Genomic DNA, 21,953 nt, shown 5'->3' with positions numbered 1-21,953 from the left:
GGACAGGGAAGTCGGGAAGGCCGCAGAAGCGACACCGGCGGCGATGGGGGCGGGAATGTCGTTTGGAACGGAGTGGGACGGGCCCCAGGTGCCCGTCTCCGGCGACGGCCAGCAGGCGGCGACGGCCGCCCTGGCCTCCGCGGCCTACCGGGACGGCCCGGTCGACAAGATCAAGGACGCGGACAACGAGTGGCATCAGTCCACCGTCAAGGGCGGCAGGATCGCGCTGTTCCGGCCCAACCTCGGCGAGGCGTTCTCGCGCGCCGTCGTGGACCGCATGCTCGGCGCCGGCCGCAAGCCGCTCATCCAGTCGTTCGGCTCCGAACCCCAGTTCGTGGTCGAGCACTGCCTGGCGGCCAACAACATCCGCCGGGAGCGCGACAACCGGCTGACGCTCGTCACCGTCCTGTGCGGCGTGCTCTTCCTGCCGGGCCTGATCGGCTGGCTGCTCGTCTTCCAGCTGCGCGCCTTCGTCGCCAGACGGGACGACAAGCGGGCCGGCACCCTGGGCACCACCCTGCTCCTCGGCGTGGGCCTGCTGGCCGCGCTGTTCCTGTGGAAGATGCCGTTCGGCGGCTTCTGGGGCTGGTACGCGCGGGCGGCCGTGGTGCTGCCCGTCGTCGGCTGGTACCTGGCCAAGCGGATCTGCGAACACACCGCCCAGGACCTGCGCGCCCGCTGGGACGGCCTGCTCTCGGGCAGCAGCGTCGGCATCAAGGTGCCCGAGGCGGTGCCGCGCGGCCCGAACCAGACCGCGGCCGACGCGCTGCGCGAGTCCCTGGCCCGGCTCACCGCCGAACAGCAGTCCAACTCGGTCTTCTACGCGGGCCCCAAGGGCATACTCGGCATGGGCACCCGCTGGGGCTCCTGGCAGCTCGCCGAGGAGCTGGTGTCCGACGACCCCGGCCGCGAGATCCACCCGTTCCGCAGCTGGGACGTCATCCGCGCGATCCATGACCAGCTGGCCCTGCTGGAGCGCGGCCCGCTGAACACCGGGGGCTTCCCCAAGCCGTCGGTCAAGCACTGGATCGTCACCCCGATCCCCGAGGGCGCGGGCGCGGTGTCCCGGCCCGAGGGCACCGACGTGGAGGCCTTCCAGGTCAAGCCGCACGCCATACAGGACATCTGCAACAAGCAGCAGTTCGGCAAGGGCGACCGGCACTACCTGGGCGTGCAGTGGACGCTGTGGGACGGCCAGCTGGTGATCACCATGATGATCACCGTCACCGTGCTGCACGAGACGCTGCGCATCGAGGTCACCGGCCACGCGCTCGGCCCGGTGAACGGCATGTTCTGGAGCAAGCCGGAGGGACGGACCAAGGAGGTCACCAAGACCTTCAGGTTCTGGGAGACCCGCAAGATCAACCTGCCGCTGATGACCACGGACGAGGTCGTACGGCTCGCCGTGCGCGCCCCGCTGGCCTGGTACCCGCCGCTGCTCAACTGGCTCGGCGGCTCGCTGGGCCTGCCCGAGCCGTTCGGCCTGCGGCACGCCTGGGCCGACCAGCCGTGGAAGCACCGCTTCATGGCCGACGACGCGCTGCGCGCGGCCACCCCGGTGCTGCGGGTCGTGCACTCGGCCGCGATCAAGGTCCTCAAGGACCACGGCGTCGACACGGAGAAGTTCGGCAACCGCTCCTCGGTGCTCAGCGGGATGATCCAGGACCCGTCGCCGCGGAAGGCGGACCTGTACGACGCGTGAGCCGTCCGGAACCCGAAGAGGGCGCCTCCCCGAGCGGGGGGCGCCCTCTTCTGCGCTACGTACCGGTCTACGCGGGCCAGGCGTCCGCCAGCATCTTGCGGGTGTCGGCGAGGAGCTGCGGGAGGACCTTGGTGTGGCTGATCACAGGCAGGAAGTTGGTGTCCCCGCCCCAGCGCGGCACGACGTGCTGGTGCAGATGGGCGGCGATTCCGGCGCCGGCCACACCACCCTGGTTCATGCCGATGTTGAAGCCGTGTGCTCCCGACGCCGTGCGCAGCGCCGTCATGGCCTGTTTGGTCAGCTCCGCAAGTTCGGCGGTCTCCGACCCGGTCAGGTCCGTGTAGTCGGCGATATGGCGGTAGGGCACGACCATGAGGTGACCGCCGTTGTACGGGTACAGGTTGAGCACCGCGTACACCTGCTCGCCGCGCTTGACGATCAGGCCGTCCTCATCCGGCTTGGCCGGGATCGAGCAGAAGGGACAGCCGTCTCCGGCCTCCGGGCCGCTCGGCTTGTTCTCGCCCTGGATGTAGGCCATCCGATGAGGCGTCCACAGGCGCTGGAACGCGTCCTGCGTCCCCACGCCGATCTGCTGCTCCGGCTCACTCGTCATGCTGTGCAGCATATGGCGTAAGGCCCCCGTACAGGCCAGGGCCCCCGGGGACCGGAGTCCGCCGGGGGCCCTTCTCGGCCAGGGTCAGACCTGGGCCCGCTCCGCCACGATCTTGGCGATCTTGGCGATGGCCTCGTCGACCGGGATGCCGTTCTCCTGGGAGCCGTCGCGGTAACGGAAGGACACCGAGCCGTTCGACATGTCCTCGTCGCCCGCGATGACCATGAAGGGCACCTTCTGCTTCTGCGCGTTGCGGATCTTCTTCTGCATGCGGTCCGAGGAGGAGTCCACCTCGATGCGCAGGCCCTGCTTGCGGGCCGCCGCGGCGAACTTCTCCAGGTACTCGACATGGCCGTCGCCGATCGGGATGCCGAGCGCCTGCACCGGAGCCAGCCACGCCGGGAACGCGCCCGCGTAGTGCTCCAGGAGCACCGCGAAGAAGCGCTCGATGGAGCCGAACAGCGCGCGGTGGATCATGACCGGGCGCTGCTTGGTGCCGTCGGAGCCGGTGAACTCCAGGTTGAACCGCTCGGGCAGGTTGAAGTCGAGCTGGATGGTCGACATCTGCCAGGTGCGGCCGATGGCGTCACGCGCCTGGACCGAGATCTTCGGGCCGTAGAACGCGGCGCCGCCCGGGTCCGGGACCAGGGGCAGGCCCTGTTTCTCGGCGACCTGGCGCAGGGTCTCGGTCGCCTCCTCCCACGCCTCGTCGGAGCCGACGAACTTCTCCGGGTCCTTGGTGGACAGCTCCAGGTAGAAGTCGGTCAGACCGTAGTCCCGCAGCAGGCCGAGGACGAAGGTGAGCGTCCTGTCCAGCTCCTCGGACATCTGCTCACGGGTGCAGTAGATGTGCGCGTCGTCCTGCGTGAAGCCCCGGGCGCGGGTGAGGCCGTGCACGACACCCGACTTCTCGTACCGGTACACGGTCCCGAACTCGAAGAGGCGCAGCGGCAGTTCGCGGTAGGAGCGGCCGCGCGCGTCGAAGATCAGGTTGTGCATCGGGCAGTTCATGGGCTTGAGGTAGTAGTCCACGCCCTCGTCGAGCTGCATGGGCGGGTACATGCCGTCGGCGTACCAGTCCAGGTGGCCCGAGGTCTCGAAGAGCTTCCCCTTCGTCGCGTGCGGGGTGTAGACGAACTCGTAGCCCTCCTCCTCGTGGCGGCGCCGCGAGTAGTCCTCCATGGTGCGGCGGATGATGCCGCCCTTGGGGTGGAAGACGGCGAGGCCGGAGCCGATCTGCTCGGGGACGGAGAAGAGGTCCAGCTCGGCGCCGAGCTTGCGGTGGTCGCGCTTCTCGGCCTCGGCGAGGAACTCCAGGTACGCCTTCAGCTCGTCCTTGGACGGCCAGGCGGTGCCGTAGATGCGCTGGAGCTGCTTGTTCTTCTCACTACCGCGCCAGTACGCCGACGCGTTGCGCATCAGCTTGAACGCCGGGATGAGGCGGGTGGAGGGCAGGTGGGGACCCCGGCACAGGTCCTTCCAGCACAGCTCGCCGGTCTTGGCGTCCAGGTTGTCGTAGATCGTCAGCTCGCCGGCACCGACCTCGACGTCCGCGCCGTCGTCGTGCGACGCGGCGCCCTTGAGGCCGATCAGCTCCAGCTTGTACGGCTCGTCGGCCAGCTCCTCGCGGGCGGCCTCGTCGGTGACGACGCGACGGGCGAACTTCTGCCCGCGCTTCTGGATCTCCTGCATCTTCTTCTCGATGGCCTTGAGATCCTCGGGCGTGAACGGCTTCTCGACGTCGAAGTCGTAGTAGAAGCCGTCCTTGACCGGCGGGCCGATGCCCAGCTTGGCCTCGGGGAACAGCTCCTGCACGGCCTGCGCCATGACGTGCGCGGTGGAGTGGCGCAGGATGTTCAGGCCGTCCTCGGAGGTGATCTCGACGGCCTCGACCTCGTCGCCGTCGGACAGTTCGTACGCGAGGTCCTTCAGCTCGCCGGCCACGCGCGCGGCGATGATCGAGCGCTCGCCCGCGAAGAGGTCGGCGGCCGTAGTGCCCGTCGTCACCACGCGTTCTTCCCGCTCGGAATCGCGTTGGATGATCACACGGACGTCTGACACCGGTCTCTCCTGACTGAAGGTGGGTGCGGCGCCATACCAGGAGCGCGCGCACAGGCGATCGTACCGACCCGGGGGCACCGACCGCGAAACGGTTACGGTCGGTCCCCGGCCGCTCACGCCTCCCCGCAGGCCTCCTCGAAGAAGTCCAGGTTCTCCTGGAGGGACTTCATCAGCCGGTCCCGCTCGGCGTCGTCCACCTGCACGGGTACGACCCCGGAGGCGCCGGTGAGCCTGCGGAAGCCGCCGCGCCGCTCCAGCCGGCCGTGCACCCGCACCGGGAGGCCGACGAGGTGGGCGTGGCCCGCGATGCGGTAGTCCTCCTCGTCCAGGGTGACGCGGACGTGCGGCACCTCGGCGCCCGCGAGGACGCGCAGCCGTACGGTGCCCTCGCCGCACGGGCCCGAGCGGCGCAGGCGGACCACCGCGCCGGTGATCCGTACGGGCACGGAGGGTTCCTCGTGCAGATAGCGGGCCGCGGCCTCGCGCAGCGCGGGCAGGTCGCCCGGGGAGAACTCGACGGGTTCGGCGCCCGGGGCGCAGCCCTCGGGGACGCCGGCGGCGGGTGCCCAGGCGACGGCGACCCCGGCGCCCTCGGTGCCCCGCACCAGCGCGCCGATCGCCTCGGTCAGCTCGCGGCTGACGCCTGCTTCGACGGCGCCGTCGAAGGCGTCCATGCCGCCGGTGGCGCGCCGGTAGTCGATGGCCTCGCGGGCGGCGTACAGGGCCTGGTGGAGGCGGACGGCGAGGGGGCGGGCGACGGCCACGGGCGCGAAAGCGGTCAGCCGGCCGTCGTCGGCGGCGGGGCCGACGAGGACGTCGTCGAGGAGGGCGGTTGCGGCGCGGCGGTGGCGGGCGCCGTGGTAGCCGGCCCGGGCGCGGGTGGCGAGGGCGGCGGCGAGCAGCAACTGGCGTCCGGCGTCGCGCAGTTGCTCCTCGTGGCCCCAGGAGGCGGCGCCGGCCGGGCCGCTCGGGATGTCGCGCCACCAGCGGATCTCGTCGCTGGGTACGGCGAGGCCGATCAGCACCTCGCGGGCGGCGGGGGTATCGGCGCGGGTGAGGGCGTCCAGGGCCTCGGCGAGGAGATCGTCGCTGTCGGGCCAGGCGCGGCTCTCGGGGACGAGCAGGCTGGTGCCGGCGCCGCCCGGCGCGGGCGGGGTCCAGCGGCCGTAGCGTCCGGCGGCCCCGCCGCGGCGCTGCCAGCCGTGCCGGCGCAGCAGGGCGGCGAGGACGGCGGGGTCGACGTCGGCGGGGTTCGGCGGGCGGTGCCACGGGAGGGGGTCGGGGTGCGGCCGCGGCGGCACCGGCTCCTCGTGGGGACGGATCCTCATGGTCTGCCTCCCGTCCCGACGCGGGTCATGATCTCGCACAGCGCCCGGTCGTCGAAGATGCGTGTGGTCGGTATCCGCACGGTGGTCCGGGTCCGGCCGGTGAGCGGGTGGCCGGCCAGGTTGACCCAGTAGCAGCAGTGCCTCAGGTCGAGCCGGTCGTGGCCGGCGCGCAGCCAGTCGTCCTGGGCGCGCGGTACCAGCATCACGACGAGGATCTTGTGCACCGAGACGGGTGTGCGGGCGAGCTTGCGCAGGTGGTCGTTGTCGAGGGTGAAGGAGAAGGTACGGCCCGGGGGGTGGGGCGGTATCTGGTACGTGGCCTTCAGCTGGACCTTGATGGTGACCTCGTCGTCGACGGTGTGGCCGGGCGCGCTGTGGCTGACGTGCCAGTCGATGCCGTTGTCCGGGAAGGGCTGGGACAGCGAGCAGCCCGCCGCGGCGGCGACGGCGTGCAGATAGCCGACCTGGAGTGTCTCCATGCAGGCGGTGGTGGCGAGCGAGCCGCGGACGGTGCCCGTGCGCTCGGGCAGCAGCCCACCGCGCTCGGGCTGCAGAGTGGCCATGACCAACAGCCTTCCGAGCCAAGAGTTTCCTTGCTGCGGGCTGCTGAACTGCAAAGACCCGTACTCCTGTTGTCTCCGCCCGGCGTACGGCGCAAACGGCCCGGGTATCACCAAACGGGCAGGAGACGGGACGTCATCTGCCGTGGGTGAACGAGGAGTTGGGTTGGCATGACGTACTGGTACGAGGGGCCGCTGGCCGCCTTCGACACGGAGACCACGGGTGTGGACGTCGAGACCGACCGGATCGTGTCGGCCGCCGTCGTCGTCCAGGACGCGCCGGAGACCCTGCCCCGCGTCTCGCGCTGGCTGGTGAACCCGGGGGTCCCGGTGCCGGCGGGGGCGACGGCGGTGCACGGTCTGACGGAGGAGCACCTGCAGCGCAACGGGCGCTGGCCGGCGCCGGTGATGTTCGAGATAGCCGAGCAGCTGGCGGAGCACGCGGCGCGGGGGCGCCCGCTGGTGGTGATGAACGCGCCGTTCGATCTGACGCTGCTGGACCGGGAGTTGCGCCGGCACCGGGCGTCGTCGCTGGAGCGGTGGTTCCCGTCGGTGCCGCTGCGGGTGCTGGATCCGCGGGTGCTGGACAAGCATCTGGACCGCTATCGCAAGGGGCGCCGCACGCTGACGGATCTGTGCGCGCATTACGGCGTGGAGCTGGAGGGTGCGCACGACGCGGCGGCGGACGCGCTGGCCTCGCTGGAGGTGGTGCGCGCGCTGGGCCGCCGCTTCGCCACCCGCCTGGAACGCCTCTCCCCCGCCGAGCTGCACACCCTCCAGGCCAACTGGCATGCCGCCCAGGCCCGCGGCCTCCAGTCCTGGTTCGCGCGCAACGGCTCGGACGAGACCGTCAGCACGGAGTGGCCGCTGCGGCCGGAGATGCCGGCGGCGGCGTAGGGGCGTCGGTGCCTCGACGAGTGCGGCTCTGCGGCTCGCCTGCGCGTCGGCACCGTGGGCGTCGAGTGATCACCGCGGGGGCCGTGCCGCGTCCCGTGCGCGAGGCACCCGGACGAGCGGCCGGACGACGACCCGGCCGGTGCGGAGCGCCCTGCGTCCATGCCCTCGGACAGCAGAAGAGCCGGTCCGCTGTGCGGACCGGCTCTTTCCCGGTGGGCGATACTGGGTTCGAACCAGTGACCTCTTCGGTGTGAACGAAGCGCTCTCCCACTGAGCTAATCGCCCGGGAACGCACTGAACAATACAGGTCCCGACGCCGATCCTTCAAACCGCTTCCAGCCGCCGCCGCAGTCCGCGCCGTCCGGCGCGCATCATCAGGCGGTGGTTGGCGCGGAAGACCGCGCGGCCGGGCACGGCCAGGCGCCGGAGCAGGGGCTTGCGGACGTCGACCTCCTGCTCGTAGACGGCGAGCGTGCCGGGGCCCGCGGCGGTGACCGTCCAGCGGGCCCAGCCCTCGATGTCGCCGCTCATGGCGATCTCCAGGATCCCGGCGGCCGGATCGCGGCGCCGCTCGTGCGCGGTGAAGGTCATGGCGTACGGCAGCGCGGAGCGGATGGTGAGGATGCCGGTGGTGTCGTCGAGCCGGGTCACCGAACGCACCTGGGGCCACCAGTGGGGGTAGTCCTCGGGGCGTTCCAGCACGGCGAAGACGGCGGCCGGTGGCACGGGCAGGCGCCAGGGGCTGTGGAAGCGGTAGTGGTTCCAGTCCATGCGCCGAGTCTGCCCGCACCCGGGCGGCCGTCCCCGCCGGACGCCGAGCGGGGCTCAGATTGCTTACCGTTCACCGGTGTTGGCGCGACGTGGAATTCCCCGTTCCCGGCGCGGCGTGCGGGAAAGTCCGCGGTTTTCCGGAAAACCCGGATGGTTTCGGCCAGTTGCGCGTGACCGGAACTTCTTCCGCCGGGTGACGGTTCGTCACGGCTCATGAATACGACGACGGCCCATCCGCTCTTTCGCGGATGGGCCGTCGGTCCGGGGTGGGCGATACTGGGTTCGAACCAGTGACCTCTTCGGTGTGAACGAAGCGCTCTCCCACTGAGCTAATCGCCCGGGCGCAGGAAGAACATTACCCCATGTCAGGCGGTGCCTTCGACCAGCGGCCCGCCGGTGCGCGCGCGGAGCCGTACGGACGGCTCACCGGCCCTTGACGTTCCAGGGCGCCACGAGCCCGAACCGCCACAGGTAGATCGCGCCCAGCACCGCGATGATCACCGCCCCGGTCACGGTCAACGCGATGTTGCGGCGGCGCACCCGGGGGTCCAGGGCACGCTGTGCCGCCTCGGTGACCTTGCGTTTGGTCCAGCGGAGCACAAGCTGGGCCCAGACGAACTCGGTCGCCCAGATCGCCATGCCCGCGAAGATCACCACCCAGCCCGGTCCGGGCAGCGGGAGCATGGCCACGCCGGCGATCACGACCGCGAGGCCGATCACGAAGACGCCGACCTGCCAGCCGCGGTGCAGCAGCCGGCGCGCCTTGATGAATTCGGGCGCGCGTGATCCGAGCCCAGGTTCGTCACTCCCCGTATTCATAGGGACAACGCTACCCGAGTGATTCACATCACCGGAATGGTCGTAGATCCGGTACGAGTTCTCGGCCGGAAGAGTGCCGTAAAGGCACGCAAAACCCTCAGAGGGGTTTACAACGGCACCGTAGGTGGCATGTCGATTTCGCCGACGTGCGAATCCCCGAGCGCACACTGAGCGAAAGGCCCTGGCGCTTATGAACACCACGGTCAGCTGCGAGCTGCACCTGCGCCTCGTTGTGTCGAGCGAGTCCTCCCTGCCTGTCCCCGCAGGCCTGCGGTACGACACGGCCGACCCCTACGCCGTGCACGCCACCTTCCACACCGGAGCCGAGGAGACCGTCGAGTGGGTGTTCGCCCGCGACCTCCTCGCCGAGGGGCTGCATCGGCCCACCGGAACCGGAGACGTCCGCGTCTGGCCGTCCCGCAGCCATGGTCAGGGCGTTGTCTGCATCGCCCTCAGCTCCCCTGAGGGGGAGGCCCTGCTCGAGGCGCCCGCACGGGCCCTCGAGTCCTTCCTGAAGCGAACCGACGCCGCCGTGCCGCCCGGCACGGAGCACCGGCACTTCGATCTGGACCAGGAGCTCTCCCACATCCTGGCGGAAAGCTAGCCCGCCCCTTGAGCAGCCCGGCGCCGTCCACTCGGGGAGACGGCTCGGGCCAGGACAACCGCATACGGCACGGGCCGGCGCCGTCACCGTGAGCGCTCACGGAACGGCGTCGGTCCGTCCGTGCGCGCGGCCCCGTGTCGCCGTGGCGGCCCGGGGCGGGCGTACGGCGGCTTCCAGGCAGCCCCCGGGGCTCCGGCGGCGTCCCACCGGCGGCTGGGGCCGGATGCGGCCCGTGCGGCGGGCGCGTTGTCGCTACCATCGGCCAGCATCGGCGGGCGCCTGCCCGACCCCCAGGCCAGGGAGCGAAACGTGCTGATCACCCATGACACCCGGTGCGCCCTCGACACCGTGGTGGACCTGGTGAACACCGCGCCGGAGGACGAGACGGCGCCGGAGGGGCTGCCCGACGTCCCGGCCCTCGCGGAGTTCGTACGGAACCACGAGATCAGCGATGTCGGCGTGGTCTCCTCGGCCGACCTCTCGGCCGTGCGGGCGGTGCGGGCGCGGTTCGCGGCGATCTTCGCGGCCCCGGACGCCAGGAGCGCCGCCGGGTTGATCAACGAGCTGGTCGCGGCGGCGAGCACCACCCCGCGGCTGACCGATCACGACGGCTACGACTGGCACGTCCACTACTACGCCCCGGGTTCCTCCGTGGCCGACCACCTCGCCGCCGACTGCGGCATGGCGCTGGCCTTCTTCGTCGTCGCCGGCGAGGAGGAGCGCCTGCGCCGCTGCGAGGCCCCGGACTGCCGCCGCGCCTTCGTGGACCTCTCCCGCAACCGCTCCCGCCGCTACTGCGACAGCCGTACCTGCGGCAACCGTCTGCATGTGGCCGCGTACCGGGCGCGCCGCAAGGAAGCGACCGGCTGACCTGGTCCGGTCCGAGCGGGTGAATCCGAACGGCGCCTCCGTCGACGGTGGTGGTGGCGTTGGTCCTCGGGCGACGTCGGTCCCGGCGGGTGGCGCCGGGACGGACGTGTACGGCTCACAGCAACAGCAGATCGTGCAGCGCAGCCATGAGGATCAGACACCCGATCACCGCAAGGAAGATCATCAGCGGTGGCTGGGAAAGGGCGAAGAGGCACCCGCGCGGCTCGTCCTTCGGCGGCGCGGCCTCGCTCTGTGTCGTATCCAGCATCTCGCGGCCGATGATGGCCTACGCGGAACCCCGTGAGCGATCACGGCGCACGATCTTGCGGGAGTTCGCCGAATCCCATGATCTTGCTTCCGGCTCGCTTCGGCTGGTGAACGATTCCGGACGTCCGCGGACGCACTGTGACGTACCGGCGAGTTATGTGACTGTCATATGCCGTGTTTCTTGAGGATCGCCTCGATGTCGCTGAAGTCGTCGCCGGTCGCCGGGCTCTTGCCCTGGTTCCGGCCCTGCGGCTGTCCCTGCGCCGGTCCGTTGCCCCGGCCCTGGCGCAGGGCCGGGGTGGAGGAGGCGGGCGCCGTGGTGCCCGGGTGTATCGACCCGGTGCCGGCCGCCGCGCCGCGTTCCGTGCTCGCGCCGCTCCTGCGGCGCTCCACCGCGCGGGTGGTGGCGAACAGCAGCCAGGCCGCGCCCAGCACGCCGAAGCCGGCCCAGGCGGTGGGGCTGAGGGCGGTGTCCGAGAGCCAGCCCACGACGCCGGTCATCACCAGGCCGACCGGCACCAGCGAGTAGGCCGCGATGCGGGCCGCCGCCAGGAAACGTCTGCGGTAGGCCGTGACCACCGCGATCCCCAGGCCCGCCGCGGACACGGCGGAGCAGACTGTCTCGGCGATCATCCGGTCCTCCAGGCGGGCTCGGTCGGGTGGCAGGCGGGTTCGGCGGAAGCGGCACCACGGCAACACCATCGCCGGGGACGTGCGCTTCGTCCCTTCCATCCTGCACCGCCGGACCCGTGCGGGGCCACGGTCCCGGTCACAGATCAGGGTGATCTCCGGGTCCCCTCCTCCTCGGGTGCCGGTGGGCGGGGAGGCGGGAGAAGTGGCGGTGCCGGGCCCCTGGGGGGCGCCGCGGGTCCCGGCCCGGTTCAGGTCCGGATTGGGGTGGTCGTGGCCGGCCTGGAAGACTGGGGGGTATGAGCGACTCCTCTCCCGCGCGCACCGAAGCCGTCGTCCTCGACGTCTGGTGCGAACTCCAGTGCCCCGACTGCCGTACCGCCCTCGACGACGTGCGCGCCCTGCGTGCCCGGTACGGCGACCGGCTGGACGTGCGGCTGCGGCACTTCCCGCTGGAGCGGCACAAGCACGCCTTCGCCGCCGCGCAGGCCGCCGAGGAGGCGCTGGCGCAGGGCGACGGCTGGCCGTACGTGGAGGCCGTCCTGGCGCGGGTCGACGAGCTGGGCAGTGCGGGAGAACCCCTCCTGGTCGAGGTGGCCCGTGAACTCGGCCTGGACGCGGAGGAGTTCGACACCGCGCTGATCGACGGCCGGCACATCCTGATCGTCGACGCCGACCAGGCCGAGGGCAAGGCGATCGGCGTGACCGGCACCCCGACGTACGTCATCGGCGGCGAGCGGCTGGACGGCGGCAAGAGCCAGGAGGGGCTGCGCGCCCGGATCGAGGAGATCGCGGACCGGCTGCTGGGCGAGCAGGAGGGCTGAGGGTTTTCCCGAGTCCGGGAAGTCGTCCCGCCCCCACGATCGAGACCGCGAGCGGCATCGGGAGCGGGCGCCGGATGCCGGGCCGGGCGCCGGGGCGCCGGGGCGCCGGGGCGCCGGGGCGCCGGGGCGCCGGGGCGCCGGGGCGCCGGGGCGCCGGGGCGCCGGGGCGCCGGGGCGCCGGACACCCAGGATTCCGAGGCGGGGCGGCACCACTCGGCGCCGTCCCGCCTACAGCAGCGGCTTCGACAAGGAGTACGTCACCGTCTCGTAGCCGAGCGACTCGTACAGCCGCTCCGCCGGGGTGTTGCCCGCGAACACGTTGAGGCCGAGGAGCGGGCGGCCGGACGCAAGCGTCTGGCGTTCCGCGAGGAGCATCAGGGCACGGCCGTACCCCCGGCCGCGTTCGGCCGCGGCGGTCTCGACGTCGTACACATACGCCCTGTCCGCCCGCAGGGCCAGCCACAGGGTGCCGACCCGGGTTCCCGCGCGCTCCAGGACGCTGAGGAGCATGCCGTCGGTCGCGAGGCCGTGCGGCAGCAGCCGGGCCTGGTCGTCGAGGGCCTTGGCGCGGGCGACGGCCTCGGGGACGCCCCGCTCGGCCCAGTTGCGGGCGTAGCGCTCGTGCTCGCGGGCCTGCCATTTCGTGAACTCGGCCTCGGTCATGGGCCGTTCGCCGATCTCCGGCGGCAGCGCGGGCGGGGCGGCGCCGAGGCGTTTCTCCATGCCGCGGTTGCGCAGGGTGTAGCCGAGGGCGTCGAACAGCCGTAGCGCGCCGTCCGCCGAGGCCGCCGGTACGACGGTCTCGATCTGGCGGCAGCCCCAGCCGCGCGCCACCTCCTCGGCGGCGAGCGCGGCGACCGTCCCCCGGCCGCGGCGGCGGTCCCCCTCGGCGATCCGCAGCTCGTCGACGCGGGCCACCGTGTCCCCGAGGGTCGGCGAGGTGCCGAGGCGGATCTCGCCGACGGGACGGCTGTTCACGCACACCTGGTAGCGGCGTGAGCGCGTGCCGTCGGGATGCTGCTGAAGCGGCTCGGCCGGCCGCAGGGTCGTGGTCATCACACCAGTTCTACCCACGCGTTCCGCCCACGGCACGGGCCGGGTCGGCCGGGTCAGCCGGTTCGCCGGGAGCCGGCCCGGGCGGCGAAGCGCGGGGCGCGGCGGAGTACGGCCCGGGCGGCGGAGTGCGCCCCCGGACGACGCGGTGCGCACCGGGGCGGCGACCGGTCTCCGCCCCGGTGCGGCCCGCGACGGCGCGGTGCGGCCCGGCGGCGAACCGGTCGCCGTCGCGGCGCGGCCCGAGGGCGGCGAACCGGTTTCCGCGTCAGCGCGGGTCGAGATCCTCCCCCGACCGCTCCTCGAAGATCCGCATCGCCTTGGTGGTCACCGGGCCCGGCGCGCCCGCGAGTTCGCGGTCGTCCACCCGGTGCACCGCCTGGATGTCGCGCAGGGTGGAGGTCAGGAAGATCTCGTCGGCGCGGTCCAGCACGTCGAGCGGGAGGTCGGTCTCCTGGGCACCGGTCCACTCGACGGCGAGGGCGCGGGTGATGCCGGGGAGGCAGCCCGAGGAGACCGGCGGGGTGTGGATCTCGCCGTTCAGGACGACGAAGACGTTCGAGCCGGTGCCCTCGCACAGCTGGTCGACCGTGTTGGCGAACAGGGCCTCGGAGGCACCCCGTTCGTGGGCGCGGGCGAGGGCGACGACGTTCTCGGCGTACGAGGTGGTCTTCAGGCCGGTCAGCGCGCCGCGCTCGTTGCGGGTCCAGGGGACGGTGATCACGGCCGTGCTGTCCGGGCGGCGGGCGGTCTCGCCGAGGGCGACCACCAGGGTCGGGCCGTGCTCGCCGCGGTCGGAGCCGAGCGGGCCGTGGCCGCCGGTGTAGGTGATCCGCAGCCGGCCGAGCGGCATCGGGTTGGCCGCGAGCACGGCGGCGCACGCCTCGCGGATCTCGTCGTGGTCGGGGTCGGGCAGCCCGAGGCCCCGGGCCGAGCGGGTCAGCCGGTCCAGATGCCGGGTGAGCGCGAACGTGCGCCCCTCGACCGCCTTCACCGTCTCGAAGATGCCGTCGCCGACGGTCAGCCCGTGATCGAACACGGAGACCCGGGCGGCATCCGCGTCCCGCAGCCCGCCGTCCAGCCAGATCCTCATGCGCACGCCTCTCCACTCGCCTCGTACGACCCCGACGCTACCGCGAGCAGCCGGGACGCCTTCAGTTCGGTCTCCCGCCATTCCCCGTCCGGGTCCGACCCCCAGGTGATCCCGGCGCCGGAACCGAAACGCAGCACTCCCTCGGCGCGGTCGATCCAGAAGGTACGGATGCCCACGGCCAGCTCGGCGGTGCCACGGTCGGCGTCCACCCAGCCGATGCCGCCGCAGTAGGGGCCGCGCGGCACAGGTTCCAGGGCCTCGATGATCCGCAGGGCACTGGACTTGGGAGCGCCGGTGACGGAGCCGGGCGGGAAGGCGGCGCCGAGCAGTTCGGGCCAGCCGGTGCCGGCGCGCAGTTCGCCGCGGACGGTGGAGACGAGGTGCACCAGACCGGGGTGCTTCTCCACGACGCACAGGTCGGGGACGGTGACGCTGCCGGTGGCGCAGACGCGGCCGATGTCGTTGCGGACCAGGTCCACGATCATCACGTTCTCGGCGTAGTCCTTCTCCAGCAGGTCCGCCTCGGTGCGGCCGGTGCCCTTGATGGGGCCTGACTCCACGGTGCGGCCGGCACGGCGCAGGAACAGTTCCGGGGAGGCGGTGGCGATCTCCACGCCGTGCGCGGGCAGCCGGATCGTTCCCGCGTACGGCGCCGGGTTGCCGCGGGCCAGCAGGGCGGTCAGGGCGTCCACGTCGGCGTCGGGGGCGATCGGCGCGCTGAGCACCCGGCAGAGGTTGGCCTGGTAGACCTCGCCGGCCGCTATGTGGGCGCGGACGCGGCGGACGGCCGCGGTGTAGGCGGCGCGGTCCAGGGAGGTGGTCCAGTCCCCCACCGCGGGGCCGTGCCAGGCGCCGGGCGCCGGGGCGGGCACCGGGGCGGGCCGTACGTCCGCGAAGCGCGCGCAGGTCAGACGGCCCTCGAAGTCCGCGCACACGGCCCAGAAGCCGGTGGACTCCAGGGCGGCGGGATCGCTGGTGACATCGAGGAGGCCGGTGGCGAGACGGTCGCCGAAGCGGGCCAGCGGGGGAAGGCCGGGAGCATGGTGGAGCACGTGCCCGAGTCTAGGTGGGTGTCCCGGAGGTGACCCGGGGATGTCCCGGCGGGGCCCCTGGCCACCGGGTCCGCCGGGTGCACCGCAGCACGCTGCGCAAACGCGTTTTTGTACTGGCCCGGGAATCCGCTAGAGTTCAACACGTCGCCGGGACGCGGAAGCGGACCGAAACGACAAGCGGACGTAGCTCAGTTGGTAGAGCGCAACCTTGCCAAGGTTGAGGTCGCGAGTTCGAGCCTCGTCGTCCGCTCGAAGGAAGAAGGGGTCGTCCCGATCCCCTACACTCCTGGTGGAGTGGCCGAGAGGCGAGGCAACGGCCTGCAAAGCCGTCTACACGGGTTCAAATCCCGTCTCCACCTCCAAGGACGATTAGCTCAGCGGGAGAGCGCTTCCCTGACACGGAAGAGGTCACTGGTTCAATCCCAGTATCGTCCACTGGATCCCCGGTCCGTCCGGAGATCCCGGGTCTCTCGAAGATCCGACCCCGCGCGATTAGCTCAGCGGGAGAGCGCTTCCCTGACACGGAAGAGGTCACTGGTTCAATCCCAGTATCGCGCACTGACCGTGATCCCCGGATCACTGCCCGCGGACGATTAGCTCAGCGGGAGAGCGCTTCCCTGACACGGAAGAGGTCACTGGTTCAATCCCAGTATCGTCCACACACCGAGAAGCCCCCGGCCGTTTCCACGGCCGGGGGCTTTCCCGTGGGCCTCAGCTGGAGAACAGCATGTGCGTGAAGCTGCGGTGGTGGCGATCGTGGTGGCCGTGATGACCGTGGTGCCCGTGCTCGTAGTGACCACCGCCGTGACCGCCGCCATGGCCGCCGTACGGGGCGCCCCAGGCGGGCGCGGACGGGGCCGGGTAGCCCCCCGGGGCGGCGGGCGGGGCCGGCGGGACGGGCTTGGACCACTGGGACTCGACCTGGGTCAGCGCCTCCAGCTCGCCGTAGTCGAGGAAGATGCCGCGGCACCCGCCGCACTGCTCGATCTGGACGCCGCTGCGGTTGTACGTCTGCATGGGTGCGTGGCACTTCGGACACTGCATCGTCGGCTCAACTCCTCGCCGGTCGGTACTGCTTGGTGTTTCCCCTGCACAGACTCCGTTCCGCCGCGCGTGGTTGCAGCGACTTCGCGGAAGTCCCCGGGGTCACAGGGCGGACATGCGGGCGCAGGCGTCGACGACGGCCTGTTCGATCTCGTCCGGCGGGCGGTGGGCGGCGAGCGCCTTGGTGATCGCCAGGGCGGCCGTCTGGACGGTGAGGGCGCGGGCCGGGACGTCCAGGGCGGGCCAGGGGTCGCCGGTCGCGGGCACGGCCGGGCCGTCCGCCTCCTGGTAGGCGGTCAAAAAGCGGGTCCAGTCGTCGGGCGGCAGGAGTCCGCAGGCGTACCAGGCGGCGGGCCGGGCGAGGTCCCAGGCGGGGACGCCGAGTCCCAGGTCGTCCACGTCGATCAGCCGCCAGGGGCCGTCGGGGGCGGGGTGCCGCACGAGCTGGCCGAGGTGGAGGTCGCCGTGGCACAGGGCGACGGGCCCGGGCATCGGGGCCTCGGCGCGGGCCCAGGCGGGGAGGGCGGCCCAGGCGTCGAGAACGGGGCGGGCGGCGGGGTGCGGGTCCGTGCCGAGGGCGGCGCGGAGCCGGGTGACGGCGCGGGCGGCCTTGGCGGGGCCGCGCATCGGGGGCAGGTCGGGGTCGGGGGTGCTGCTGTGCAGCCGGGCCAGGAGACCGGCCACGGCTTCCCAGGGGGCGGCGGCGGGGGTCTCGGGGTCCACGGGGGTGCCGTACGGCCAGGAGGTGATCAGGCGGTCGTGCAGTTCTTCCGTGGACGCCGTGAGCGGGGGCAGGAGGACGCCGGGGAGTCCGGCCGCCGTTCCGAGGCGGCGGCCCAGGTGGGCGGGGTCGGTGCCGGGGGCATGGGCCTTGACGACGGTGTCCCCGAGGCGGAGGACGGTGGCGTCGGGGCGGTCGGCGAGGGTGGTGGGGGCGGCGGCGCGGAAGTGTGCCGTGAGCGCGGCGAGGATGGTCACGGGGCCTCGGTCGGTCAGGGGTGGGGTGAGGGTTACGACGGTGGGGTGGGGGGTGCTGGTTGCGGTGCGGGAGCGCCCTGAAGGGGCGCGCGGAACGGCGCGACAAGCCACGGCGCACCCGCAGCCGCCCGGCGGCCGTGGCGACAACGGCGGGGCGGCGTCCTCGGCCGAGGCCCCGCAGGGAACGGCGATGCCGGCGCAGCTCCCCAGCTGCGCCGGCATATGTGCCGTCCGCCGCACCCCCGTCCCCACGGGGTTTCATGGATGGATGTCCCCGCCCGAACCGCTCTTTCGGGCCTGGGGTCGCCGCTCAGCGCCCCAGCATCGCACCCACGGACGACGCCTGTGTGGCCACCGTCTCCCAGCCGTCGAAGACGAGCAGGAGCAGGGCCGCCAGGGGAAGGGCCATGAGCGTCGCCACCAAGGGGTGGCGGCGACCCGCGCGGCGGGGTGCGAACGTGGGACGTCGCGGTGCCGGGTGGGTCATGGTCCCTCTCCTGACCGTCTCGTGTTGTCTTGCGGCTTGTTCTTCACAACCGGCTTGTTCTTCACAGCCGGCTTGCTCTTCACAGCGGCGGGTGTCCGACCTCGGGGGACGAGCGCTGCACCCGCCGCTTGACCTCAAATCTAGGCGCGGGCCCCGAACCGGGCGTCATGCCCTCGTACCGATTGGCGGGCCTCCCGGAGGATGAGCCCCCGGCCGCGGTGTACTCCCCAGGGTGGAGAGCCGGTCCTAGGTCTCGGGGTCTTCCCTGAGGGGTCGCCCGCCGTGTCGGGCATGTCGGATGCGGGCGTCGCCCCGCGGCGCGTGACTTCGATCACTCGGGACGGTCATGGTGCGGGGGCCGGGCGCGGTGCGGGCGGCGGTCGCCGACGGGTGGGGCGGGGCGTCCGCGGCGGGGCGCGGGACGGGCGGAGAGGGCGGTGGTCCCTGGTCGCGACGGGGTCAACCTCCCATCGGGACAACCCGGTTGACGGTGACGGCCCATCAAGAGAGCAGCGGGGACTGCTCTCCTGATCATGTCTCACCACACCGGCGCGGCGCGCACAATCCGTCGCGCCGAGAGGGCGCGGCCTCTGCGCGCGGGCGGCCCGGTAAACGTAAGCTGTGCCACGTCAGAGGGACCGGGCAGCGGGGATGAACATGGCGATGATGCGCCTGAGGCGCGAGGACCCGCGCGTCGTCGGCTCGTTCAGGCTTCACCGACGGCTCGGCGCGGGCGGGATGGGCGTGGTCTACCTCGGCTCCGACAAGAAGGGCCAGCGGGTCGCGCTGAAGGTGATCCGGCCCGATCTCGCCGAGGACCAGGAGTTCCGCTCGCGTTTCGCGCGCGAGGTCTCCGCGGCCCGTCGTATCCGGGGTGGCTGCACGGCCCGGCTGGTCGCCGCCGACCTGGAGGCCGAGCGCCCCTGGTTCGCCACCCAGTACGTCCCCGGGCCCTCGCTGCACGACCGGGTCGCCGACGAGGGCGCGCTGCTCGCGGCCGACGCGGCGGCGATCGGCGCGGCGCTGTCCGAGGGCCTGGTCGCGGTGCACGAGGCGGGGGTGGTCCACCGGGACCTGAAGCCCTCCAACATCCTGCTGTCCCCCAAGGGGCCCCGGATCATCGACTTCGGCATCGCCTGGTCCACCGGCGCCTCCACCCTCACCCATGTGGGTACCGCCGTGGGCTCCCCTGGCTTCCTCGCGCCCGAGCAGGTGCGCGGCGCGGCCGTCACCCCGGCCACCGACGTCTTCTCGCTGGGCGCCACGCTCGCCTACGCCTCGACCGGCGACTCCCCCTTCGGACACGGCAGTTCGGAGGTGATGCTGTACCGGGTGGTGCACGAGGAGCCGCATCTGCAGGGCGTGCCCGACGCGCTCGCCCCGCTGATCCGGGCCTGTCTCGCCAAGGACCCGGAGGACCGGCCCAGCACGCTCCAACTGTCGCTGCGGCTCAAGGAGATCGCGGCCCGCGAGGCCCACGGCCTGAACGATGTACGGCCGCCGTCCCCGCGCGCGGCGGAGACGGACCGCCCCACCGGGCGGCTCGTCGACACCTACCCCGAGCCGCAGCGCGCCGCGCGCCGTCAGGCCCCCGGCACCCCGCCGCCGCGCGGCACCGCGCCCCGGGGCGGGGTGCCCTCGCGGGGCGGTGCACGCGTCGGCGGCACTCCCTCGCGTCCGGCGCGGCCCGCTCCTGAACAGCGGGGCACCCGTTCCACCGGTGGCGGCCGTCCCGGTGCCCGCGGCGGCGCCCGGCGCCCGGCGCCGCGCACCACGAAGACCGGGCTGCGTCCCGCCAACCTCCGCCTGCTGCGCCAGCGCCTCACCGTGTTCTTCGTGGTGACCCTGCTCGTGGCCCTCGGGATCGCCCTGGCCCAGGGCTGCCAGGGCCCGGCCCGGGGTCTGGGCGGCGGTTTCGGGGGCGCGCCCGGCGGGGGCGCGGGGAACGGCGTACGGCAGTCGCAGCTGATGCCGGCCCACGGCTGGCGGACGGCCCGGGACGCGAGGTCGTACGACGACCCGTACGGGTCCTCCCCCACGCACCCCGGTGCCGGGGTGCGGGAGAGTGCCGGTCAGGACCGCGGTCGTCCCGTGGCCACCGCGTAGAAGGCGACCGCGGCGGCCGCGCCCACGTTGAGCGAGTCGACGCCGTGGGACATCGGGATGCGGACCCATTCGTCGGCGGCGACCAGGGCCTGCGTGGACAGGCCGCCGCCCTCGGCGCCCAGCATCAGCGCGACCCTGTCCATCGTGTGCGGGGCGGCCTCGTCCAGGCTGCGGGCCTTCTCGTCCGGGGTGAGGGCGAGCAGGGTGAAGCCGGCCTCGCGGACCTGCTCCAGGCCCTTCGGCCAGTTCTCCAGCCGGGCGTACGGCACCGAGAACACCGCGCCCATCGACACCTTGACGCTGCGCCGGTACAGCGGGTCGGCGCAGTCCGGCGAGAGCAGGACCGCGTCCATGCCGAGGGCGGCGGCGGAGCGGAAGATGGCGCCGGTGTTGGTGTGGTCGTTGACCGACTCCATGACCACCACGCGGCGGGCGGAGCCGAGCAGCTCGGCGGCGGTCGGCAGCGGCTTGCGCTGCATGGAGGCGAGGGCGCCGCGGTGCACGTGGTAGCCGGTGACGCGCTCGGCGAGTTCCGGGCTCACGGCGTAGACGGGGGCGGGAAGTTCGTCGATGACGTCGCGCATGACGTCGATCCATTTGGCCGAGAGCAGCATGGAGCGCATCTCGTAGCCGGCTTCCTTGGCCCGGCGGATGACCTTCTCGCCCTCCGCGATGAACAGACCCTCGGCGGGCTCGCGCTTGCGGCGCAGCTCGACGTCGGTCAGGTCCGTGTAGTCGGAGAGGCGCGGGTCGTCGGGGTCCTCGACGGTGATGAGATCGGCCACAGGGTGATACTGCCTTGTCCTGGGTGTGGTGCCAACGGCTGGGCGGGGTGCGTTACCCGAGGTTACGCGAGATCAAGGGGGTATTCGGTCAGACGGCCGACGCGGGGCCCTCGGTCACGACCGCGCCGATCACGATGACCGCCGGGGGCTTCACGTCCTCGGTGCGGACGGTCTCGGCGACCGTGGCGAGGGTGGCGTCGACCCGGCGCTGCGCGGCCGTCGTACCTTCCTGGACCAGGGCGACCGGGGTCTCGGGGGACTTGCCGTGCGCGACGAGCGTCTCGGCGATCTTCCCGATCTTGTCGACGCCCATCAGGATCACCAGGGTGCCGGTGAGCCGGGCCAGCGCGGGCCAGTCGACCAGCGAACGCGCGTCGTCGGGGGCGACATGCCCGCTGACGACCGTGAACTCATGGGCGACGCCCCGGTGGGTGACCGGGATGCCGGCCGCGCCCGGCACCGAGATGGAGCTGGAGATGCCCGGGACGACGGTGCAGGGGATGCCGGCCTCGGCGAGCGCCTGGACCTCCTCCATGCCCCGGCCGAAGACGAAGGGGTCGCCGCCCTTGAGCCGGACGACCGACTTGCCCTGCTCGGCGTGCTCGATCAGCGCCTTGTTGATGGCCTCCTGGGCCATGTAGCGGCCGTACGGGATCTTCGCCGCGTCGATCACCTCGACGTGCGGCGGGAGTTCGGCGAGCAGGTCGCGGGGGCCGAGCCGGTCGGCGATGACGACGTCCGCCTCGGCGAGCAGCCGGCGGCCGCGGACCGTGATCAGGTCGGGGTCGCCGGGGCCGCCGCCGACCAGGGCGACGCCCCGGGCCCGGGTGCGGTGGTGCGGGGCGACGAGGGTGCCGTCGCGCAGGCCCTCGACGACCGCGTCGCGGATGGCGGCGGTGTGCCGGGGGTCGCGGCCGCGGGCGTCCGTGGTGAGGACGGCGACCGTGACGCCCTCGCTGGTGCCGGTGGCGGGGGTCCAGGCGGTGGCCCGGTCGGCGTCGTCGGAGCGGACGCACCAGACGCGGTGGCGCTCGGCCTCGGCGGAGGCGGCGGTGTTGGCGTCGGGGTCGCTGGTGGCGATGAGGGCGTACCAGGCGTCGGCGAGGTCGCCGTCCTGGTAGCGCCGCCGGTGCCAGGTGAGCTCGCCCGCGTCCGCCATCGCCTCGACCGAGGGGGTCGCCTCCGGGGAGACGAGGACGAGGTCCGCGCCGGCCGCGATCAGGGCGGGCAGGCGGCGCTGGGCGACCTGCCCGGCGCCGAGGACGACCACGCGGCGGCCGGACAGGCGCAGACCTACGGGGTAGGCGGGGTGTTCGGCCATGGCTCCTCCGGGGGCGTTGTGATGGCCCTGACGTGCGGATTTTACGTGGGCGTCGGTGAGGACGGCACGGGTGGTCGAGGGGTGGGAC

General features: G+C 72.7%; 21 protein-coding genes and 7 tRNA genes. 11 read left to right on the top strand and 17 right to left on the bottom strand.

From position 1 onward, the window contains the following. Window positions 1-55 precede the first annotated feature (55 nt). On the top strand, window positions 56-1,702 hold the full coding sequence (locus QHG49_RS28565; RefSeq protein WP_159699723.1) for a hypothetical protein: 1,647 nt from the start codon (window positions 56-58) through the stop codon (window positions 1,700-1,702). A 67-nt stretch (window positions 1,703-1,769) separates the two neighbouring features. On the opposite strand, the gene QHG49_RS28560 is transcribed toward QHG49_RS28565, so the two are convergent. The 4 genes from QHG49_RS28560 to QHG49_RS28545 form a co-directional block, all read right to left on the bottom strand. Next, window positions 1,770-2,327, bottom strand: a complete 558-nt coding sequence (locus tag QHG49_RS28560) for an HIT domain-containing protein (RefSeq protein ID WP_159699726.1) — start codon at window positions 2,325-2,327, stop codon at window positions 1,770-1,772. A 72-nt stretch (window positions 2,328-2,399) separates the two neighbouring features. Then, on the bottom strand, window positions 2,400-4,376 hold the full coding sequence (gene thrS / locus QHG49_RS28555; protein ID WP_301491738.1) for a threonine--tRNA ligase: 1,977 nt from the start codon (window positions 4,374-4,376) through the stop codon (window positions 2,400-2,402). A 113-nt stretch (window positions 4,377-4,489) separates the two neighbouring features. Beyond that, window positions 4,490-5,704: a hypothetical protein gene (locus QHG49_RS28550; RefSeq protein WP_159699732.1), complete on the bottom strand. Its 1,215-nt coding sequence runs from the start codon at window positions 5,702-5,704 to the stop codon at window positions 4,490-4,492. Then, a complete protein-coding gene (locus QHG49_RS28545; RefSeq protein WP_037651085.1) occupies window positions 5,701-6,267 on the bottom strand; it encodes a DUF4365 domain-containing protein in 567 nt (188 codons plus the stop codon). The genes QHG49_RS28550 and QHG49_RS28545 overlap by 4 nt, the downstream gene beginning before the upstream one ends. A 168-nt stretch (window positions 6,268-6,435) precedes the next feature. Between QHG49_RS28545 and QHG49_RS28540 the strand changes: the two genes are divergently transcribed. Next, entirely contained in the window at window positions 6,436-7,161 is a 726-nt protein-coding gene (locus QHG49_RS28540; protein WP_145483928.1) for a 3'-5' exonuclease, read from the top strand. 213 nt (window positions 7,162-7,374) lie between these two features. Here QHG49_RS28540 and QHG49_RS28535 read toward each other — a convergent pair. The 4 genes from QHG49_RS28535 to QHG49_RS28520 all read right to left on the bottom strand — a co-directional run bounded on the left by QHG49_RS28535 (window position 7,375) and on the right by QHG49_RS28520 (window position 8,751). Further along, window positions 7,375-7,446 (bottom strand) — tRNA-Val (locus tag QHG49_RS28535). Window positions 7,447-7,485: 39 nt separating this feature from the next. Next, complete coding sequence (locus QHG49_RS28530) at window positions 7,486-7,932, bottom strand: SRPBCC family protein (protein ID WP_301491737.1); 447 nt, start codon at window positions 7,930-7,932, stop codon at window positions 7,486-7,488. 267 nt (window positions 7,933-8,199) lie between these two features. Beyond that, window positions 8,200-8,271: transfer RNA gene (locus QHG49_RS28525), tRNA-Val, on the bottom strand. 84 nt (window positions 8,272-8,355) lie between these two features. Beyond that, on the bottom strand, window positions 8,356-8,751 hold the full coding sequence (locus QHG49_RS28520) for a TIGR02611 family protein (RefSeq protein WP_145483923.1): 396 nt from the start codon (window positions 8,749-8,751) through the stop codon (window positions 8,356-8,358). A 190-nt stretch (window positions 8,752-8,941) separates the two neighbouring features. On the opposite strand from QHG49_RS28520, the gene QHG49_RS28515 reads away from it, so the two are divergent. Together QHG49_RS28515 and QHG49_RS28510 are read left to right on the top strand one after the other, a co-directional pair. After that, a complete protein-coding gene (locus QHG49_RS28515) occupies window positions 8,942-9,355 on the top strand; it encodes an SsgA family sporulation/cell division regulator (protein WP_004002642.1) in 414 nt (137 codons plus the stop codon). 309 nt (window positions 9,356-9,664) lie between these two features. Then, entirely contained in the window at window positions 9,665-10,225 is a 561-nt protein-coding gene (locus QHG49_RS28510; protein WP_159699735.1) for a CGNR zinc finger domain-containing protein, read from the top strand. A 115-nt stretch (window positions 10,226-10,340) separates the two neighbouring features. Here the strand turns inward: QHG49_RS28510 and QHG49_RS28505 are convergent, their stop codons facing one another. After that, window positions 10,341-10,493, bottom strand: a complete 153-nt coding sequence (locus tag QHG49_RS28505) for a hypothetical protein (protein ID WP_164932512.1) — start codon at window positions 10,491-10,493, stop codon at window positions 10,341-10,343. Between the two features lie 164 nt (window positions 10,494-10,657). Beyond that, on the bottom strand, window positions 10,658-11,125 hold the full coding sequence (locus tag QHG49_RS28500; RefSeq protein ID WP_301491736.1) for a hypothetical protein: 468 nt from the start codon (window positions 11,123-11,125) through the stop codon (window positions 10,658-10,660). 296 nt (window positions 11,126-11,421) lie between these two features. Between QHG49_RS28500 and QHG49_RS28495 the strand changes: the two genes are divergently transcribed. Next, the gene (locus QHG49_RS28495; RefSeq protein WP_301491735.1) at window positions 11,422-11,946 is read left to right on the top strand and encodes a DsbA family protein; all 525 of its coding nucleotides are present in this window, start codon (window positions 11,422-11,424) and stop codon (window positions 11,944-11,946) included. A gap of 228 nt (window positions 11,947-12,174) precedes the next feature. Here QHG49_RS28495 and QHG49_RS28490 read toward each other — a convergent pair whose 3' ends face one another. The 3 genes from QHG49_RS28490 to QHG49_RS28480 all read right to left on the bottom strand — a co-directional run bounded on the left by QHG49_RS28490 (window position 12,175) and on the right by QHG49_RS28480 (window position 15,144). Beyond that, window positions 12,175-13,002, bottom strand: coding sequence for a GNAT family N-acetyltransferase (locus QHG49_RS28490; RefSeq protein ID WP_301491734.1), 828 nt, complete (start codon window positions 13,000-13,002; stop codon window positions 12,175-12,177). A gap of 265 nt (window positions 13,003-13,267) precedes the next feature. Next, the gene (locus QHG49_RS28485) at window positions 13,268-14,092 is read right to left on the bottom strand and encodes an aminotransferase class IV (RefSeq protein WP_145483909.1); all 825 of its coding nucleotides are present in this window, start codon (window positions 14,090-14,092) and stop codon (window positions 13,268-13,270) included. After that, window positions 14,089-15,144 carry a chorismate-binding protein gene (locus QHG49_RS28480; RefSeq protein WP_301491733.1) on the bottom strand — a complete coding sequence of 352 codons (1,056 nt, stop codon included), beginning with the start codon at window positions 15,142-15,144 and terminating at the stop codon, window positions 14,089-14,091. Before QHG49_RS28480 ends, QHG49_RS28485 begins: the two co-directional genes overlap by 4 nt. Window positions 15,145-15,321: 177 nt before the next feature. On the opposite strand from QHG49_RS28480, the gene QHG49_RS28475 reads away from it, so the two are divergent. From QHG49_RS28475 to QHG49_RS28455, 5 genes are all read left to right on the top strand, one after another. Next, window positions 15,322-15,394: transfer RNA gene (locus QHG49_RS28475), tRNA-Gly, on the top strand. Between the two features lie 38 nt (window positions 15,395-15,432). Further along, window positions 15,433-15,506 (top strand) — tRNA-Cys (locus QHG49_RS28470). 1 nt (window position 15,507) lies between these two features. Then, window positions 15,508-15,579, top strand: a tRNA-Val gene (locus QHG49_RS28465). Between the two features lie 51 nt (window positions 15,580-15,630). Next, a tRNA-Val gene (locus QHG49_RS28460) sits at window positions 15,631-15,702 on the top strand. Window positions 15,703-15,731: 29 nt separating this feature from the next. Next, window positions 15,732-15,803: transfer RNA gene (locus QHG49_RS28455), tRNA-Val, on the top strand. Between the two features lie 52 nt (window positions 15,804-15,855). Here the strand turns inward: QHG49_RS28455 and QHG49_RS28450 are convergent. Both QHG49_RS28450 and QHG49_RS28445 read right to left on the bottom strand, forming a co-directional pair. Continuing rightward, a complete protein-coding gene (locus QHG49_RS28450; RefSeq protein WP_301491732.1) occupies window positions 15,856-16,188 on the bottom strand; it encodes a zf-TFIIB domain-containing protein in 333 nt (110 codons plus the stop codon). Window positions 16,189-16,290: 102 nt separating this feature from the next. Beyond that, on the bottom strand, window positions 16,291-17,166 hold the full coding sequence (locus QHG49_RS28445) for a phosphotransferase family protein (RefSeq protein ID WP_301491731.1): 876 nt from the start codon (window positions 17,164-17,166) through the stop codon (window positions 16,291-16,293). A 1,138-nt stretch (window positions 17,167-18,304) separates the two neighbouring features. Here QHG49_RS28445 and QHG49_RS28440 point away from each other — a divergent pair. After that, window positions 18,305-19,759 (top strand): protein kinase, encoded by a 1,455-nt coding sequence (locus tag QHG49_RS28440; protein WP_301491730.1) that lies wholly within the window; start codon window positions 18,305-18,307, stop codon window positions 19,757-19,759. Here QHG49_RS28440 and QHG49_RS28435 read toward each other — a convergent pair. Together QHG49_RS28435 and cobA are read right to left on the bottom strand one after the other, a co-directional pair. Continuing rightward, window positions 19,726-20,544, bottom strand: coding sequence for an RNA methyltransferase (locus tag QHG49_RS28435; protein ID WP_301491729.1), 819 nt, complete (start codon window positions 20,542-20,544; stop codon window positions 19,726-19,728). The two genes, QHG49_RS28440 and QHG49_RS28435, sit on opposite strands and share 34 nt — an antisense overlap. An 88-nt stretch (window positions 20,545-20,632) precedes the next feature. Next, window positions 20,633-21,865 (bottom strand): uroporphyrinogen-III C-methyltransferase, encoded by a 1,233-nt coding sequence (gene cobA / locus QHG49_RS28430; protein ID WP_145483892.1) that lies wholly within the window; start codon window positions 21,863-21,865, stop codon window positions 20,633-20,635. Window positions 21,866-21,953: the final 88 nt, after the last annotated feature.

Origin of the sequence: Streptomyces sp. WP-1, assembly GCF_030450125.1 — a bacterium.
Classification (GTDB): domain Bacteria; phylum Actinomycetota; class Actinomycetes; order Streptomycetales; family Streptomycetaceae; genus Streptomyces; species Streptomyces incarnatus.
Note: the sequence above shows the minus strand (reverse complement) of the source record. Positions and strands in the feature narration are given on the sequence as shown.

What these genes read in the sequence shown, in the direction of transcription:
- QHG49_RS28530 (WP_301491737.1), bottom strand. Translation starts at nt 7,932, where the DNA reads ATGGACTGGAACCACTACCGCTTCCACAGCCCCTGGCGCCTGCCCGTG.
- QHG49_RS28545 (WP_037651085.1), bottom strand. Translation starts at nt 6,267, where the DNA reads ATGGCCACTCTGCAGCCCGAGCGCGGTGGGCTGCTGCCCGAGCGCACG.
- QHG49_RS28560 (WP_159699726.1), bottom strand. Translation starts at nt 2,327, where the DNA reads ATGCTGCACAGCATGACGAGTGAGCCGGAGCAGCAGATCGGCGTGGGG.
- QHG49_RS28440 (WP_301491730.1), top strand. Translation starts at nt 18,305, where the DNA reads ATGAACATGGCGATGATGCGCCTGAGGCGCGAGGACCCGCGCGTCGTC.
- QHG49_RS28550 (WP_159699732.1), bottom strand. Translation starts at nt 5,704, where the DNA reads ATGAGGATCCGTCCCCACGAGGAGCCGGTGCCGCCGCGGCCGCACCCC.
- QHG49_RS28500 (WP_301491736.1), bottom strand. Translation starts at nt 11,125, where the DNA reads ATGATCGCCGAGACAGTCTGCTCCGCCGTGTCCGCGGCGGGCCTGGGG.
- QHG49_RS28485 (WP_145483909.1), bottom strand. Translation starts at nt 14,092, where the DNA reads ATGAGGATCTGGCTGGACGGCGGGCTGCGGGACGCGGATGCCGCCCGG.
- QHG49_RS28540 (WP_145483928.1), top strand. Translation starts at nt 6,436, where the DNA reads ATGACGTACTGGTACGAGGGGCCGCTGGCCGCCTTCGACACGGAGACC.
- QHG49_RS28505 (WP_164932512.1), bottom strand. Translation starts at nt 10,493, where the DNA reads ATGCTGGATACGACACAGAGCGAGGCCGCGCCGCCGAAGGACGAGCCG.
- cobA (WP_145483892.1), bottom strand. Translation starts at nt 21,865, where the DNA reads ATGGCCGAACACCCCGCCTACCCCGTAGGTCTGCGCCTGTCCGGCCGC.
- QHG49_RS28450 (WP_301491732.1), bottom strand. Translation starts at nt 16,188, where the DNA reads ATGCAGTGTCCGAAGTGCCACGCACCCATGCAGACGTACAACCGCAGC.
- QHG49_RS28495 (WP_301491735.1), top strand. Translation starts at nt 11,422, where the DNA reads ATGAGCGACTCCTCTCCCGCGCGCACCGAAGCCGTCGTCCTCGACGTC.
- QHG49_RS28490 (WP_301491734.1), bottom strand. Translation starts at nt 13,002, where the DNA reads ATGACCACGACCCTGCGGCCGGCCGAGCCGCTTCAGCAGCATCCCGAC.
- QHG49_RS28515 (WP_004002642.1), top strand. Translation starts at nt 8,942, where the DNA reads ATGAACACCACGGTCAGCTGCGAGCTGCACCTGCGCCTCGTTGTGTCG.
- QHG49_RS28565 (WP_159699723.1), top strand. Translation starts at nt 56, where the DNA reads ATGTCGTTTGGAACGGAGTGGGACGGGCCCCAGGTGCCCGTCTCCGGC.
- QHG49_RS28520 (WP_145483923.1), bottom strand. Translation starts at nt 8,751, where the DNA reads ATGAATACGGGGAGTGACGAACCTGGGCTCGGATCACGCGCGCCCGAA.